At 67.2% G+C, this 16055-nt stretch carries 16 protein-coding genes, 1 tRNA gene and 1 pseudogene; 9 read left to right on the forward strand and 9 right to left on the reverse strand.

The genetic code is table 11. The features are described 5' to 3' along the window. Positions 1-18 precede the first annotated feature (18 nt). Positions 19-1011 carry a stage II sporulation protein M gene (locus ACVWWN_RS07980; RefSeq protein ID WP_457143409.1) on the forward strand — a complete coding sequence of 331 codons (993 nt, stop codon included), beginning with the start codon at positions 19-21 and terminating at the stop codon, positions 1009-1011. Here ACVWWN_RS07980 and ACVWWN_RS07985 read toward each other — a convergent pair. Genes ACVWWN_RS07985 through ACVWWN_RS08005 form a run of 5 tightly spaced genes read right to left on the reverse strand, consistent with a single transcriptional unit; the run spans position 1008 to position 6366 of the window. Beyond that, positions 1008-2333, reverse strand: a complete 1326-nt coding sequence (locus tag ACVWWN_RS07985) for a DUF58 domain-containing protein (protein ID WP_457143410.1) — start codon at positions 2331-2333, stop codon at positions 1008-1010. The genes ACVWWN_RS07980 and ACVWWN_RS07985 overlap by 4 nt on opposite strands. Further along, positions 2333-3328, reverse strand: a complete 996-nt coding sequence (locus ACVWWN_RS07990; RefSeq protein ID WP_457149046.1) for an AAA family ATPase — start codon at positions 3326-3328, stop codon at positions 2333-2335. The genes ACVWWN_RS07985 and ACVWWN_RS07990 overlap by 1 nt, the downstream gene beginning before the upstream one ends. Further along, positions 3322-4455, reverse strand: coding sequence for a DUF4350 domain-containing protein (locus ACVWWN_RS07995; protein ID WP_457143411.1), 1134 nt, complete (start codon positions 4453-4455; stop codon positions 3322-3324). Before ACVWWN_RS07995 ends, ACVWWN_RS07990 begins: the two co-directional genes overlap by 7 nt. Further along, entirely contained in the window at positions 4452-5105 is a 654-nt protein-coding gene (locus tag ACVWWN_RS08000; RefSeq protein WP_457143412.1) for a DUF4129 domain-containing protein, read from the reverse strand. Before ACVWWN_RS08000 ends, ACVWWN_RS07995 begins: the two co-directional genes overlap by 4 nt. 1 nt (position 5106) lies before the next feature. Then, positions 5107-6366 (reverse strand): hypothetical protein, encoded by a 1260-nt coding sequence (locus ACVWWN_RS08005; protein ID WP_457143413.1) that lies wholly within the window; start codon positions 6364-6366, stop codon positions 5107-5109. An 89-nt stretch (positions 6367-6455) separates the two neighbouring features. Here ACVWWN_RS08005 and ACVWWN_RS08010 point away from each other — a divergent pair, with 89 nt between their 5' ends. The 6 genes from ACVWWN_RS08010 (at position 6456) to ACVWWN_RS08035 (ending at position 9817) form a co-directional block, all read left to right on the forward strand. Further along, the gene (locus tag ACVWWN_RS08010; protein ID WP_457143414.1) at positions 6456-7130 is read left to right on the forward strand and encodes an SIMPL domain-containing protein; all 675 of its coding nucleotides are present in this window, start codon (positions 6456-6458) and stop codon (positions 7128-7130) included. Between the two features lie 25 nt (positions 7131-7155). Next, positions 7156-7620, forward strand: coding sequence for a GatB/YqeY domain-containing protein (locus ACVWWN_RS08015; RefSeq protein ID WP_457143415.1), 465 nt, complete (start codon positions 7156-7158; stop codon positions 7618-7620). A 36-nt stretch (positions 7621-7656) separates the two neighbouring features. Then, positions 7657-8652, forward strand: a complete 996-nt coding sequence (locus tag ACVWWN_RS08020; RefSeq protein WP_457143416.1) for an LLM class F420-dependent oxidoreductase — start codon at positions 7657-7659, stop codon at positions 8650-8652. A 6-nt stretch (positions 8653-8658) separates the two neighbouring features. Further along, complete coding sequence (locus tag ACVWWN_RS08025; protein ID WP_457143417.1) at positions 8659-8811, forward strand: hypothetical protein; 153 nt, start codon at positions 8659-8661, stop codon at positions 8809-8811. Between the two features lie 110 nt (positions 8812-8921). Next, a complete protein-coding gene (locus tag ACVWWN_RS08030; RefSeq protein WP_457143418.1) occupies positions 8922-9602 on the forward strand; it encodes a HemK2/MTQ2 family protein methyltransferase in 681 nt (226 codons plus the stop codon). Beyond that, positions 9599-9817, forward strand: a complete 219-nt coding sequence (locus ACVWWN_RS08035) for a CDGSH iron-sulfur domain-containing protein (protein ID WP_457143419.1) — start codon at positions 9599-9601, stop codon at positions 9815-9817. Before ACVWWN_RS08030 ends, ACVWWN_RS08035 begins: the two co-directional genes overlap by 4 nt. Here the strand turns inward: ACVWWN_RS08035 and ACVWWN_RS08040 are convergent. Then, positions 9797-10816 carry an iron-containing redox enzyme family protein gene (locus tag ACVWWN_RS08040; RefSeq protein WP_457143420.1) on the reverse strand — a complete coding sequence of 340 codons (1020 nt, stop codon included), beginning with the start codon at positions 10814-10816 and terminating at the stop codon, positions 9797-9799. The two genes, ACVWWN_RS08035 and ACVWWN_RS08040, sit on opposite strands and share 21 nt — an antisense overlap. Positions 10817-11174: 358 nt before the next feature. Between ACVWWN_RS08040 and ACVWWN_RS08045 the strand changes: the two genes are divergently transcribed. Then, the gene (locus ACVWWN_RS08045) at positions 11175-11585 is read left to right on the forward strand and encodes a PaaI family thioesterase (protein ID WP_457143421.1); all 411 of its coding nucleotides are present in this window, start codon (positions 11175-11177) and stop codon (positions 11583-11585) included. A gap of 205 nt (positions 11586-11790) precedes the next feature. Further along, complete coding sequence (locus tag ACVWWN_RS08050) at positions 11791-13194, forward strand: FAD-binding oxidoreductase (RefSeq protein ID WP_457143422.1); 1404 nt, start codon at positions 11791-11793, stop codon at positions 13192-13194. A gap of 274 nt (positions 13195-13468) precedes the next feature. Here ACVWWN_RS08050 and ACVWWN_RS08055 read toward each other — a convergent pair. The 3 genes and pseudogenes from ACVWWN_RS08055 to ACVWWN_RS08065 all read right to left on the reverse strand — a co-directional run bounded on the left by ACVWWN_RS08055 (position 13469) and on the right by ACVWWN_RS08065 (position 15981). Beyond that, positions 13469-13542, reverse strand: a tRNA-Pro gene (locus ACVWWN_RS08055). Positions 13543-13890: 348 nt separating this feature from the next. Beyond that, a pseudogene (gene cds1 / locus ACVWWN_RS08060) lies at positions 13891-14983 on the reverse strand (L-cysteine desulfhydrase Cds1). A 38-nt stretch (positions 14984-15021) separates the two neighbouring features. Continuing rightward, the gene (locus ACVWWN_RS08065) at positions 15022-15981 is read right to left on the reverse strand and encodes a metallophosphoesterase (RefSeq protein ID WP_457143423.1); all 960 of its coding nucleotides are present in this window, start codon (positions 15979-15981) and stop codon (positions 15022-15024) included. Between the last annotated feature and the right edge of the window lie 74 nt (positions 15982-16055).

Raw genomic sequence — 16055 nt, forward strand, 5'->3', positions numbered from 1 at the left:
GCTACTAGGATTTGCCAGGTGGATGTCGACGCGTTCGTGCTGGCGCATCGGGCGACATGGGACCGGTTGGAGTCGCTGGTCAAGCGGCGTCGGCAGCTCTCCGGCGCTGAGGTCGACGAACTGCTCGATCTCTACCAGCGGGTCTCCACCCACCTGTCGATGGTGCGGAGTGCGTCCACCGACTCGGTGCTGATCGGCCGCCTGTCGGGTCTGGTGGCTCGGGCCCGGTCCGCGGTCACCGGCGCGCACGCGCCGCTGTGGCGCGAGTTCACCCGGTTCTGGACGGTGTCGTTCCCGGTGGTCGCCTACCGGTCGTGGCGCTGGTGGCTGGGTACCGCGGTGGTTTTCTTCGCCGTCACGGCGGTGATCGGCCTTTGGGTGTCGGGCAACCCCGAAGTGCGGGCCACCATCGGGACCCCAAGTGAGATAGACGAATTGGTCAACACCGATTTCGCCTCGTATTACAGCGACAATCCGGCCGGGTCGTTCGCGCTACAGGTGTGGGTGAACAACTTCTGGGTGGCCTGGCAGTGCATCGGGTTCGCGATCCTGCTCGGAATACCCATCCCCTACATACTCTTTCAGAACGCCGCGAATCTCGGCGTGATCGCCGGCCTGATGTTCGACGCGGGCAAGGCCGATGTCCTGCTCGGCCTGCTCACGCCGCACGGACTGCTCGAGCTCACCGCGGTGTTCCTTGCCGCCGCGGCCGGGATGCGGCTGGGATGGTCGGTCATCGCCCCCGGCAACCGGCCCCGCGGCCAGGTGCTCGCCGAACAGGGCAGGGCGGTGATCGCGGTGGCCGCGGGAATGGTCGTCGTCCTGGCGGTGGCCGGGCTGATCGAAGCTCTGGTGACACCGTCGACGTTGCCGACCGTCGCCCGAATAGGTATCGGTGTCGCGGCCGAGACGGCATTCCTCGCTTACGTATTCCACTTCGGTCGCAAGGCCGCACGAGCGGGGGAGACGGGCGACATCGAGGACGCACCCGACGTCGTGCCGACGGGTTAGAGCCGGCCGGTCGCCTTCATCGCCAGATAGCGGTCGGCGAGCGCCGGCGCCAGATCGTCGGGCGGGGCGTCCACCACGTCCACTCCCGCGTGTCGCAGCCGCGACGCGATCGCCCGCCGGTCATTGCGGGCGCGCTCCGCTGCCGCGGCGTCGTAGACCTGTGCTGCATCCGCCCGGCCCGCGGCGAGCCTGTCGACGCGGGGGTCGGCCACGGCCGCGAGCAGCACCTGATGCTTGGCCGACAACTGCGGCAGCACCGACATCAATCCCTCGTCCAGGGCCGATGCGTTCAAATCGGTCAACAGCACCACCAGCGCACGCCGCCGGGTGCGCCGCTGCACCGCGGCCACCATCGCGCGCGCGTCGGATTCGACCAGCGCAGGTTGCAACGGCGCCATCGCCGCCACCAACTGCGCGAGCAGTTCGGTGCGCGTCGCGTTGTACACACCGGCCCGGGTGACCCTGTCGTGGGCCAGGAAGTCGACGTGGTCCCCGGCCCGCGCCGCCAGGGCGGCCAACAGCAGTGCGGCGTCCATGGACCAATCCAGCCGGGGCCATCCGCCGGGATCTCCGGCGGTGGGATCCACCCCGACACGACCGGCCGACGTGCGGCCGGTGTCGAGCACGATGACCACGCGGCGATCCCGTTCCGGGCGCCACGTCCGCACCACCACGTCTGCGCGCCGTGCGGACGCGCGCCAGTCGATCGAGCGGACGTCGTCGCCGATGACATATTCGCGCAGCGAATCGAATTCGGTGCCCTGCCCCCGGATCAGAACCGGGGTCGTGCCCTCGAGCTCACGCAGCTTGGCCAGCCGCGACGGGAGGTGCTTGCGTGACAGGAAGGGCGGCAGGATCCTGATCTGCCAGGGCACCCGATGCGAGCCCTGACGTCCGGCGAGCCCCAGCGGCCCGATCGACCGGGCGGTCACGAGTGCCGAGCGCTGATCGCCGCGGCGGACCGGCCGCAGCCGGGTGACCAGGCGAACGCGTTGGCCGGCATCGAGACTCACCGGATGAACGCGGGGCTCCGCCCGGGCGCTCGGCGCCCAGGCATCCCGGATCTGACCTCGAAAGCGCCGTCGCCCCGCCGGATTCTCGATCACCAGAACGGCGTCGACGGGCTGGCCCAGGCGTGCGGCGGTCTCCCCGGACCGGGAGCACTGCAGCCGCCTGGTGCTCGCGGCCAGCGAGACGTCCACGGCCACGGCGGACGTCAACGCCGCCAACAACAGCACGAAAACGGTTGCAGGCCATGGCGACAGCGCGATCGGAAGTACACAGATCAACGCCACCAGCCCGGTACGGCCGGTGAGGATCACTACCGTGGCACCGGTACTGCGGCGAGGATGCCGTCGAGCACACCGTCGGGAGTGGCGCCCTCGAGTTCGGCTTCGGGCCGCAGGGCCACCCGGTGCCGCAGAGTGGGGCGGGCCATCGCCTTGACATCGTCGGGGGTGACGTAGTTGCGACCGGACAGCCACGCCCACGACCGTGCGGTGGCCAGCAGGGCGGTCGCGCCTCGCGGTGACACGCCGAGCTGCAGAGAGGGCGAATGCCTTGTCGCTCCGGCGATGTCGACGATGTATCCAAGCACTTCGTCACTGACCAGCACCTGCCGCACCGCCTCGCGGCCGGCAGCCAGCTCGGCGGATCCGGCGACCGGCCGCACGGCCGACAGGTCGCGAGGGTCGAAGCCCCTGGCGTGTCTGTCCAGGATCGCGATCTCCTGATGCCGCGGCGGCAACGGCACGTTGAGTTTGAGCAGGAACCGGTCGAGCTGCGCCTCCGGCAGTTGGTAGGTGCCCTCGTACTCGACCGGATTCTGGGTGGCCGCGACGATGAACGGGTCGGGTAGCGGGCGCGGTTCGCCCTCGACGCTGACCTGGCGTTCTTCCATCGCCTCCAACAGGGCGGCCTGGGTCTTGGGAGGCGTCCGGTTGATCTCGTCTGCCAGCAGCAGGTTGGTGAAGACCGGTCCGGAGCGAAACTCGAACTCGGCTGTGCGAGCGTCGTAGACGAGTGAGCCGGTAACGTCGCCCGGCATCAGGTCGGGAGTGAATTGGACTCGTTTGAACTCGAGTTGCAGGGCGGCCGCCAAGGTGCGCACGAGCAACGTCTTGGCGACACCGGGAACCCCTTCGAGCAACACGTGGCCGCGGCAGAGGAGCGCGATGACCAGACCACTGACCACCGCGTCCTGCCCGACCACGGCTTTGCCGATCTCACCGCGCAAGGCCAGCAACGCATTTCGCGCGTGATCCGATGACGCTGTCTGAGGAGCGCCGGTGTCTGTTCCGGTTGGCTGAGTCACGATTGTGCGACCTGCCTTTCGATGTTGTCGAGTTCGTTGGCGAGCTTGACCAGGTCCGGGTCGCTATCCGGCGTTGGACCGAACAGCGTGTGTCCCACCGCCTGTGGGGAAGTTCCACAGCGATCGGCGATGGCCTGTACCACCGCGGGCTCGGCAGCACTGTGGCCGAGGCCGAGCCGGGGCAGCATACGCTGTAGGGTGGCGGTGCGCAGCGCCTCGGCAGCGCGGTCACGGGCCCGCCGCGATCGGTAGAGCCGGCCGCGGCCTTCGACCGTCTCCGACGCCCGAACGACGACCGGCAGCTGCTCGGCGACCAGCGGCCCGAGGCGGCGGCCTTTCCACAGCGCCAGGGCCAGCACGCCGAGGCACAACTGCAGGACGATCCAGGATACCTGTTCGGGAACGAGGTTCATGATCGTTGCCCCGCCGGTGGTTTCGCCCTCGCTGTGCTGAGGGGCATACCAGATGACCCGGGGGCGGTTGCCCGTCAGATTCATCGCGAGCGCGGCGTTGCCCTGCTTGAGGAGGCCGGAGTTCGTGAGGAAATCTCCGCTTCCGACCACCGTCACGGTTCGCCCGGCGTCGGTGTAGCGCACCAGGGCGCCCTCGTAACAGCGCGTCAACGGCGCTCCGTGGACGGCCTCGTAGGTGTCGCTGAGGCCGAACTGAACTTCTCCGGCGCGCTGCGCCTCCCTCAGGTCGCAGTCGGGTTCGGCGCCGCCGAAAGACGTGCCCCCGGCCAGGCGGATCCGTGGAGCGAGCTGATCTCGCGTGCGCGACAGCGGTTCGACCAGCAGCCGGTCGCCGGGGAGGGCGGCCAACCGACCCAGCAGACCCTCGTCGATCAGGTGGAACGTCTGCGCGACCACGATGAGGGTGTCGGGCCGCGCCGCACGTTCCACCGCGGCGATGTCGTCGGCCGTGACGACGTCCACGCCCTGTTCACCCAGCAGCGCGACGAGCGCGTGCGTACCGTCCGGTGAGGTGGACGCGGGATCCATCCGTCCGCCTGGCCGCGGCGCGGTCAGATAGGCGCTCAGCGTTGCGATTGCGGCGATGACGACGAGCGCGAGCAGCACCCACCGGGTGCCCTGCCACCGCTGTCCCAGGGTTGGGGCGACCGCGGTCATCGTACTTCCGCCCAGCCCTCCGACGGTGCCGCGGCTGTGGACTCGTCGACGCCCGCAGGAGTCCGGAACCGGAGATGGTCGTCGAGATCGGCGATCATCCGGTAATCGATTTCGGTTCCTGGCACTTCACCGTAGGTGACGTCGTTGAACGCATCTGCAGCCCGCAGCAATTCGGTCGAGAGATCCGGCACGGCGCGGCCGGCATCGCGCGCGAGTTCGGTGGCGGTCCGCCCGGGCACGGGATCCAGCACCGCGTTCTCTTCGAGCTGGCGTGCCACCGCTCTGAGTCGATGGCGGATCGCCGCAGTCCAATTGCCACCCGTCGCGAATTGTTCGGCGGTGGCCCGATGTTCGGCGGCACTTCGCACATGGTCGCCGAACAACGCGTACCTGTCCCCGCGTTTGGTGCGCATCGTGCGGCGCGCGATCCGGACGGCGATCACGACCGCGACCGCCAACAGGATCAGCAGAACGGAAACCGTGAACCACCCACCGGGCACGCTGGAACCCTCGACCACGATCTTGTAGATCAGTTCATTGATCCAATCGAAGATGCGGTCGGTCAACGACGCCTTGGGGTAGATGGGTTTCGCGAGTTCATGCCGGGCAGCCTCGTGCGCGGCGTCACGGTCGATGTCTATGGTCGGCACGTCAGGTCTGGCGGGTCAGCCACAGGCTGTCGATGTAATCGGGCGGCGCGCCGGGCCCGTACTGTGCCCCGGTTTGCAGCACCAGGTCAAAGGCCTCGGATCGGATGCGGCGATCGGCGTAGAGCAGCACGACGACGCCGGCGGAAAACGGCGCGGTGATGATCTGGCTTATCGCGCTGCCGATGGTGAGTACGACGATCGCGACGAGTGCGGCGATGGTCGAAGATGCTGACATCAGCAGGATCTGGCCACCGAAGGTGAACGGAACGGCGACCGCGCCGGCCACCACCTCGGCGACGATCAAGCCGAGCAGCCGAATACCGAACACCCGCCAGAAATCCGCCTTCACCAGCTTGAAGGACCGCGAGATTGCCGGGACGATGTCGAGCCGCTCCAACACGATGACCGACGGTACGAAGGTCAGCATGGTGCCGAGGTAGATCAGACCTGCGATCAATGCGAACACCAGCGGCACACCGATCACCGCCGCTGTGATTCCGTTGACCGCGTACGCCGCGCTGACGATGGCCACCACGACCACGGTGATCAGCACGATCGCGCCGATCACCTCGAGCACCGTAAAGCCGATCAAGGCCCACAACCGGGGGCGAAGTCGCTGCCACGCTTCACCGATGGTGATGCCGGAGCCGAATACGGACCGGCCGACGACGACTGTCAACATGCCGCTCAACAAAATCGAGGACAGTCCCGTGGCGATGGCCGCGGCGATGCTCGATGCCGACGATCCGAGCAGCATCCCCGTCGACAGTTCGTCGCCGCCGCTGAGCGTCGGCGCCAACTGCCCGGTGAACGCCAGCGGGCCCGTCGACAGCAGCAGCCCGACCAGCTGGGCGGCGACCACGACGATGGTCGTCAGGCCCAGCGTCGCTTTGGGATTGGCGCGGATGTATGCGACCGCACCGTTGAAGATGTCAGCCAGACCAAGGGGTCGTAACGGAATGACGCCCGGCTTCAGCGCCGGCGGAATCGCCGGCGGATAGCCGTACCCGGACGGCGGATACCACGGCGGTGGATACCCCGCCGGCGGATAGCCGGGCGGCGGTCCGTAGCCGGGCGGCGGTCCGTAGCCGGGCGGCGGCCCGTATCCCGGCGCGCCGTAGCCCGGTGGCGGCGGGTAACCGGGCGGGGGATAGCTCAGGTAGGCGGGCTGCGGGTCGGCCTGATAGGCCGGATAGCCCGCCGGCGGCTGGTGCGGCGGCGGCGGGCCGGTCCAACCCGACCCGTCGGCGTCGTTGCTCATGGCCACCATCCTGTCGATCAGTCAGCGAATTGACAACGTGACCGGCGCACGCGTCGACCTGGGCAACACGGTGGCGTTACCGTGACCGGATGCCGATTGAGATCACGGTGCGCGGATCGTTCAGCGCGTTCGAAGCGCCCGAACGCGGCACCGTCCACGCGTCGATCGCCTACGAGGGCCCGGCAATGGAGCCGGTTTATGGCCGGGTCGCCCGCGACCTGGAAGCGGTCCGGGCGTCGATCTCCCCGCTGACAGGCGGCGAGGACGGACCGGTCACCTGGTGGTCCGCCGAGCAGCTGCGGACCTGGTCGAACCGGCCATGGAATTCCGATGGCAAGCAGCTACCGCTCGTACACCACGCCAGCGTGGGAGTCGAGGTGAAGTTCCGCGACTTCGGCGTCCTGTCCCGCTGGGTGGGCGAGCACGTCGTGAACACCGAAGGGTTCCGGGTGTCTCAGGTGGCGTGGGCGCTGACATCGCAACGGCATGACGAGCTACTCCGGCAGGTGCGGACCGCGGCCGTCCACGACGCCGTCACGCGTGCGCAGCAGTACGCGGACGCGCTCGGCGTCAGCGGTGTGCGTCCCGTGGCGGTCGCGGACGCCGGAATGCTGGGCGTCGAGCTCCATCTCGTCGGCCGACCCGCCGCGACATTCCTGCGGGCGGCCGGATCGGCGGGGACAGGTCCCGACGTGGAGCTCGCGCCGGAGGAAATCGAGGTGTCGGCCGCGGTCGACGCTCGCTTCGTCGTCTCCGACGCCTGAACCGACGCGGCGTAGCGTTTGGCGCATGGCGGAACTCAAAGACCGACTGCGCGCAGACCTGACCACCGCGATGAAGTCGCAGGACAAACTGAGGACCGCGACCCTGCGGATGGTGCTCGCGGCGATCCAGACCGAGGAGGTCGCCGGGAAGGAATCGCGTGAACTGTCCGACGGTGATGTGCTCAAGGTGCTGTCGAGGGAGGCGAAGAAGCGCGCCGAGTCGGCCGAGATCTACACGCAGAACGGGCGAGGCGAATTGGCGGCCAGTGAGCACGCCGAGGCGCGCATCATCGACGAGTACCTGCCTACCCCACTCACCGAGGCGGAACTGGCCGACGTCGTCGACACCGCGATCGCGCAAGTGGCCGAGCAGATCGGCGAGCGACCAGGAATGCGGCAGATGGGTCAGGTGATGAAGGCCGCAACCGCGATAGCCGCGGGCAAGGCCGACGGATCGCGTCTTTCCGCGGCGGTCAAGGACCGGTTGTAGCCGTTTCGCCATGAGTCGCCGGGGTATCCGGAAGCCATGACGCGTTTTGGCTACACCCTGATGACCGAACAGAGCGGACCAAAAGAGCTTGTCCGTTATGCCGTTTCGGCGGAACGCGTGGGTTTCGACTTCGAAGTGTCCAGCGACCACTACTTCCCGTGGCTGTCCTCACAGGGCCACGCTCCCTACGCGTGGTCGGTACTCGGCGCGGTCGCCCACGCCACCGAACAAGTCGAGCTGATGACCTACGTGACATGTCCCACGATGCGCTATCACCCCGCTGTGGTCGCGCAGAAGGCGGCCACATTGCAGATCCTGGCCGACGGCCGGTTCACACTCGGACTGGGCAGCGGTGAGAACCTGAACGAGCACGTGGTCGGAAAGCGTTGGCCAACGGTCGCGCGGCGGCACGAGATGCTCAAGGAAGCCATCCAGATCATCCGCGAACTGCTCGCGGGCGAACTCGTCGACTGGAAGGGTGAACATTTCGAGGTCGACTCCGCACGGCTATGGGACATCCCCGAGATCCCGCTGCCAATCGCCGCGGCGGTGTCCGGGAGCCGGTCGGTCGGCGTGTTCGCCCCGCTCGCCGATCACCTGATCGCCGTACAACCCGACAAAGACCTCGTCGACGCGTGGCACGATGCCCGCCGCGCCACCGGCCTGCCGGGCGACGTGAGAGTGATCGGGCAGATTCCCATCTGCTGGGATCCCGACCGCGAAGCCGCCATCGAGCGCGCGTACGACCAGTTCCGCTGGTTCGCAGGGGGATGGGCCGTCAACTCCGACCTGCCGACCACGGCGGGTTTCGAGGGTGCGACACAGTTCGTCAGGCCCGAGGACGTCGCCGAGTCGATCCCATGCGGCCCAGATCTCGATCAGATCGTCAACGCGGTCGGCAAGTATTGGGAGGCCGGTTTCACCGACATCGCCCTGGTTCAGGTCGGTGGCGAAACGCAGGACTTGTTCCTCAAGGAGGCGGCCGGCTCATTGCTGGACAAGCTGCGCACCGCGTCGCCGCGGAAAGGCTGATACCCCATGCCGCGGGGTAAAGGGATCTACGACGACGAGGACGCCGACGAGCCGAAGGGCGGCCGACCCGGTCCGGAAGATGAGAACCGCCAAGGCGGTATGACGACTCGCGAGGATGCACCCGACGTCGCCGAGACCGGCGAGGAGCCGACGGCCTGACCCTGCCGAAATGTTGTCCGCTAACACGTTGCGGTTTAAAGCCGTAGAGACCGGGCATTTAGCTGTTTCAGTGCTGCCGCGCTGCCCAGTACGACGTGTGAAAGGCCGACGTGACCACCGCATCTAGCGACTTCGGCGCCATCGAAGGCGTCTACGCCCCCCAGCAAGACACGCAGCTGCTGATCGATGCCCTGGACAAGACCGAACTGGCGCCCGGCCGCCGGATCGCCGATTTGTGCACCGGCAGCGGACTGGTGGCCCTCAGCGCGGCCGAGATGGGCGCGGCGAGTGTCACCGCCTTCGACATGTGCCCGAAGGCAGTGCAGTGCGCAAGGGCGAACGCGCGGGCCGCCGGATTGTCAGTGGATGTCCACGTCGGATCATGGTGTCGAGCAATCGAATTCGGACCATTCGATGTCGTCGTCTGTAACCCACCTTACGTGCCGCACGACCCCGGAGTGGGGGCCGAGTCATTTCCGGCGCACGTACCGGAACTGGCGGTCAACGCCGGACGTGATGGCAGGCTGGTGCTCGACCCGCTGTGCGCGACGGCTCCCGGCCTGCTCAAGGACGGCGGAACGCTGTTGCTGGCGCAGTCCGAGTTCGCCGACGTCGACCAGTCGCTGCATGCATTGTGCGCGGTCGGCCTTGACGCCGATGTGCTTATCCAGCAGTGGATTCCGTTCGGTCCCGTGATGTCGGCCCGTGCTGACTGGCTGGAACGCACGGGGCGCCTGCGTCCGGGCCGGCGCGACGAGCGCATCGTCGTCATTCGGGCGGACAAGAGATGAGCGATACCGAACCGCGCACGGTGCGAATCGTGCCCTCCGGCCCGGTGATGGTGCAGGGCCCGGTCCGCATCGAGACGCCCGACGGCCGGGTGGTGGAGTCGGATCGCTTCATGGTGGCCATTTGTATGTGCCGGCGCAGCAAGTCGTATCCCTTGTGTGACACCAGTCATCGGTGCCGGAAGCGGAACCGGTCGTCAGGCCGGCGTTCGGCGTAACGACGACCGGCCTGCCGCCCAGCAGTCCATCATGTGGTGGGCCAGTCGGTCTTCGACGACGTCGCGCGCCCTGATGCCGAAGACCACATCCGGTTCCAGATGCGACTCCCGAACCAGCAGATCGCCCACCACGTCGGTGCGCATGACCTGTTCGTGCACGGCGTCGGCCTCGACGTGCTCGCGATAGAACTCGATACACGGCCCCGGCGCCCCGAGCCGCTCGAGTGCCTGTACCAGGCGCCGGGATCCGGGCGGCGAGGTGATCTCGGTCGAGGCGAAGTGCCCGACCGCGGCTCCGCGCAGTTCGCGGTGAAGGCCGAAGAGCGACATCAGGTTCACCACCGCCAGCGCATCCGCGGGCACGGTGTTGAGATAACCCAGGTACTGGTTGTCGAGGCCGGCGGCGTCCAGCAGGTCGGCGAACAACTGCTGATGCACCCGGGGTCCACGGCCCCCGCCGTACTCGTCGAACTCGACCGCCACGAACGACGCCTTGGCCTGGCCGGTCAGTCGCGGAATAGCCCAGGCATGCGGGTCGCCCTCTTTGAGGTGATACAGCGAGCGATGCACGAAGTACTCGCGCATCTGCTCCCAGGTGCCCCTGTCACGCAGGTAGTAGGACGGACCCTTTCCAACGAGGGGCTCGACCGACAGCGCGTCCATCTCATCGGCGGCGGTGTCGTCCGGCGTGATTTCGCCGACATCATTACGAACGGCACTCAGAAACGCGTCTTCGACGCGACCGCGCACATGCAGCAGAGCGGGGTTCCACTCCCACCGCGGATTGACGCCGCGGAAACCGCGGTAATGCAGTTCATAGCAGACGTACAGGGCGAGTTGGAGGTCCAGGCCGTACGGATCAGCCTCGCTGACCGGAACGTCAATCGGCCTGGTGTGCAAGGCTGGCCGGCCCTGCCCCAGGATGTCCACGATGGCAGCGGAGAGAGGGCCGACGGCACCGGGCAGCGTCGGCTCGACAGTCGTCGAAGGAAGTGTCACTGTCGGATGATTCCCGCCATCACCGCCGGTCAAACCGTTTACCGTTAGTTCCAGCGTGATAGGGAAAGTTCACAGACAGCGGCGACTGTGTTCAACATCCAGATGATGCTGGCGATCTACCTCGGTGGCGGGATGCTGGTCGCACTCGTTGTCCATGCCGTCGGTGACGACTGGGTGACCGGTGGTCGTGAGTGCGCTCGCCGGCGCCGTGTGGCCGTTGCTCATCGTGGGTGTCATGGAGCTGAGTTCGGTAGTGCTGTTCACCAAGGCGCAGTCCATCTTCAGGTGACCAGAGTGGTTGCTTCTCAGCGTCTTCAGTCGTGCTACGCCGGCGGCGGCGTCGAATGCGACAAAACCGGTGACCGACGAATCGAGCACGAAACTCGCACCTGCCGGCGAATCTGCCGGCGTCAACACCCGGTTCCTCGACGGTTCCCGCCAGGAGCATTGGCTGCAGGCGTCGTATCAACCCGGTTCCGGCGCCTTCAATTTCGCCGTGCTCAGCGGCGGTTCGATCGCAGAGATGCTGGACCAGACGGCGACGCACTGCGGTTCGCTGGTCACCGGCCACCCGTGCCCGACGCTGAGCATGACCGTGACGATTCTGCGGGCCGGTACGGCGGCGCTCTATCTCGCTACCGGCCGGGTGATCAAGGTGTCGCGTACTTCGGCGGTTCTCGCCGCCGACCTCGACGATGACCAGGGACGCCGAATCCCGACGCTCAGCCCGGTCAGCCACCTGATGACCGACCTCGCCCGGCTCGCATAGCGCGACGCCGGTTCACGAAAGAACTTCACGGCCAGGGCTTCGTGAGTGGCCCCACCGAACAGACCGTGAGTGGCCCACCGCCGACGAATGAACACCCACGGCCCGCAACGTCTATTGAGGGAGCACGTATCACATCGACGAGGGCCTGCGATGCCCTACCCGATGTGGCCTGCCCGCCTATCGCACGAGAAAGAGGATGTCCGTCATGACTTTCGATGTTTCGTCTCTGCCGCCGGTGCAGCGGGAGGATGCCGCGACCCTCGTGACGGCGGTGGCGGGTACGGTTCTGCTGCCGGGAGACGCGGGATACGACGACGAACGCGCCGTGTTCAACCTGAACCACGAGCTGGTGCCCGCGGTGATCGTGGTGGCGCAGAGCGCATCCGATGTCCAGGCGGCGGTTGCTTTCGCGGCGGGACAGCACCGGCCGGTCCTGGTCAAGACCACCGGCCACCAAATGGTCGGCAAGGCCCACGATGCCGTCCTGATCACTACCCGCCGGATGAATGACGTCACCATCGACGCTGCCGGCCGCACGGCCAGAGTCGGCGCCGGAGCGATATGGGCCGACGTCGTCCCCAAGGCAGCCGAGGCGGGGCTGGCACCGCTGAACGGATCCAATCCCCAAGTGGGAGTCTCCGGTTACACCCTGGGCGGCGGTCTGAGCCCGACCCTGGGCCGCGCCCACGGTTACGCCGCCGACCATGTGCGCTCACTCGACGTGGTGACCGCCGACGGCGAACTGCGCCATGTCGACGCGCAGTCTGACCCCGAACTGTTCTGGGCGCTGCGCGGCGGCAAGGGAAACTTCGCGGTGGTCACGGCGCTGGAATTCGATCTGTTCCCGGTGTCTCGGCTCTACGGCGGCGCCATCTACTTCCCCGGAGAACAGATGGCCGACGTGCTGCGCGCCTGGACCGCCTGGCTCCCGCACACACCGGAGACGATGAGCTCCTCCTTCGCCGCCATGCGGCTCCCGCCGCTGCCTGAAGTGCCCGCACCGCTGCGCGGCGTGTTCACCGTGTCGCTGCGGATCGCCTACACCGGCACCACCGAGGACGGCCAACGGATGATCGCCCCGTTGCGGGCAGTCGCGCCGGCACTCCTGGACACCGTGGCCGACATGCCCTACATCGATGTCGCATCCATCCACAGCGAGCCGACCGAGCCCGCGCCGTATTACGAACGCAGCATCATGCTGCGGGAATTTCCCGCCGAGGCGCAGGACAGGCTGGTCGAACTCGTCGGCCCGGACTCCGACACCACTATCTGGATCGCCGAACTGCGTGCCCTGGGCGGCGCCTGGGACCGGGAGCCGGCGGTGCCCAACGCCGTGGCGACCAGGGGCCTGCCGTATGTCCTGTTGGGCGTCGAGGTCGGTCCGCTGTCGCAGGAGCAGCGGCTCAAGGAGTCGGTCGCCGCGCTACTCGACGGCATGCAGCCGTGGCAGAGCGACCGGCGGCTGGTGAACAACCTCGCCCCCGAGGAAGCGGCCGACGCCGCCGCAATCTACGGCCGGGAACGCTACGAGCGCCTGGCACGCATCAAGAAGACTTACGACCCCACCAACATGTTCTGCATCAACCACAACATCATGCCGGCCTCCTGAGCAGGTTCTGCACCTACAGGGCCGCCCGAAGTCGTATCCGGCGGTGTCATCGACGACCTCAGCAGCGGCGTCCGATGGTGTGACCGCGATGCTGTGTCCGGAGCCGTGCCTGCGAGAGTTCACCGGCAGGCCTATGGCGTCGGCTCTGAGTCCGTCGTGGGTAGAACGTCGGAAACCGCCGTCAACTCAGTCGTCGCAGACCGGTTGCAGACCGGGACGGAAGAGGGCTCCGACCGGTGAACCAGTCAGAGCCCTTGACCTGCGATGACGCGAGTCGGGGTGGCGGGATTCGAACCCACGACCTCTTCGTCCCGAACGAAGCGCGCTACCAAGCTGCGCCACACCCCGCGTGAAGCCACGACAGCGTATCGCAAACGACACGTGTGAAGCCAAACGGCTTTCCCCACGATTTCTGCACGAGGGCTGTGGTTCGGTGCCGGCAACGACCGTGATGCAGAAATCGCGGTAACCAGGGGTCACTCGGGCATCTGCTCAGCGACCTAGATCACGACACGCCCGGGGATGGATGTGGGTTGTCGGTGGCGTTATGCACACTAGCGGCAGTTGCCGAGTAAACGACGAAGCGAGGCGCGACATGACCGGGTTGGGAGCGTCGATCTACCTAGGTTTCTTCGCCATGGCTGCGTTGTGGCTGTTCTTGACCTCTGACGGGCCGTTGAGCGGCGGATCCGACGATCAGGGCCAGCTCCCCGATCGTTCGAATTCGACGAGGGCATCCGAGAAGCCGGATGGGTCCAATCGGTGGCTGTTCAGCCACTCATCGCAGAAGTAGGTGTCCGCGTAGCGGTCGCCACTGTCGGCGAGCAGGGTCACCACCGACCCGCTGCGCCTGTTAGTGATCATCTCTGCCAGTAGGCCGAACGCGCCCCACAGATTCGTCCCCGTGGAGGGACCCACCTTTCGGCCCAGTACCGCGGTGGCGTGCCGCGGCCACGGAGGCTGCGTCGGGCACCGCGACCATCCGATCCACCACGTCGGGTAGGAACGACGGTTCCACCCGCGGCCTGCCGATCCCTTCGATCCGCGACGACATATTGGTGACGACGTCGCGGCGGCCCTGTGCATAGGCCGGGAAGAACGCACTGTTTTCCGGGTCGACGACGCACAACCGGGTGGCGTGGCGGCGATACCGGATGAAGCGGCCGATCGTGGCGCTGGTGCCGCCGGTGCCCGCCCCGACCACGATCCACTCGGGGATCGGGTGCTCCTCGTCCCGCATCTGCTCGTAGATCGACTCGGCGATGTTGTTGTTCCCCCGCCAGTCGGTCGCCCGTTCGGCGTTGGTGAACTGATCGAGGTAATGCCCGCCGGTCTCGGCCGCCAGGCGCTCGGCCGCCGCGTAAACCTGCGTCGAATCCGCCACGAAATGACAACGGCCGCCTTGTGCTTCGATGAGGGAGATCTTGGCCGTGCTGGTCGATGACGGCATCACCGCGATGAACCGCAGGCCCAGCATCGCCGCGAAATACGCCTCCGAGACCGCGGTCGAGCCGGAGGACGCCTCGATGACGGTGGTGTTCTCGTTGATCCAGCCGTTGCACAGCGCGTAGAGGAACAACGAGCGCGCCAGCCGGTGCTTGAGGCTGCCGGTGATATGCGTGGTCTCGTCTTTGAGGTAGAGCTGTACGTCTACCCCGTCGCACCACGCCAGCGGCAGCGGATACCGCAGCAGATGCGTGTCGGCGCTGCGGCGGGCGTCGGCCTCGATCAGTCCGACCGCCTTGTCGACCCACGAGCGGGGCTGGCCGCGGCTTGCCGATGCCGTCAGTGCCTCCACCTCGCTCACCACACGGACAGGCCGGGCATCTAGCGCGCCGACACTGTCCGGTGGGACTGACCGGCTCGGTTGCCGGCGTCGTGCCCCCCGATCGGCGCAGCGACCAGTGTCAGGAGCGTAGCCTCAGGGCGGCAGCAGAACCGGATCGGGTAGAACGGCGACGTGCCGACGCCGGCCGAAACGTGCAGCTGGGTGTGCGCGCCCCATTGTGAGGCGCCCTTGGCCCGCGACCGGTCCAGATCGCAATTGGTGACAAGGGCGCCGTAGAACGGCAGACACAGCTGCCCGCCGTGGGTGTGACCGGCCATCACGAGTTGGTAGCCGTCGGCGGCGAATCGATCCAGCACGCGGGGCTCCGGCGAATGGGTCAGGCCCAGCGTGAGGTTCGCGGCGGCGCTGGCCCGGCCGACGATGGTGTCGTAGCGGTCGCGGGACAGATGCGGGTCATCAACCCCCGCCACGGCGATCCGCAGGCCGGCGACGTCCAACTCGCGACGGGTGTGCGTCACATCCAGCCAGCCACGCTCGGTGAACGCTGCGCGCAGGTCCTGCCATGGCAGCGGCTCCCCGTGCACGCGATGCCCAGGATTCGTCAGGTAGTTGGCCGGGTTCTTCATCTTCGGCCCGAAGTAGTCGTTGCTGCCGAACACAAACACACCCGGCACCGACAGCAGGTCACCCAGCGTCTGCACGACCGCGGGCACCGCCTTGGGGTGGGCGAGGTTGTCGCCGGTGTTCACCACCAGATCGGGTTCCCAGCGGGCCAGGTCGCGCAGCCAGGCCTGCTTGCGTCGCTGCTTGGGACGCATGTGAATATCGCTGATGTGCAACACCTTCAGCGGCGACGAACCCGGTGAGAGCACCGGCATCGTCACTTCACGCACCACGAACGCATTGCGTTCGATGATCGACGCATAGCCGATGCCGGCTACGGCCGAACCAGCGGCGATCACGGCGGTGTTCTTCAGGAACGTCGAAGGGGCGGACATGCACGCAGAATACTGCCCTTGGCGCGCGCCCACCGAGTGTCACAGGTGGGCGGGGTCAACCGCACAGCGCAATC

It is taken from the genome of Mycobacterium sp. URHB0021 (genome assembly GCF_054057895.1).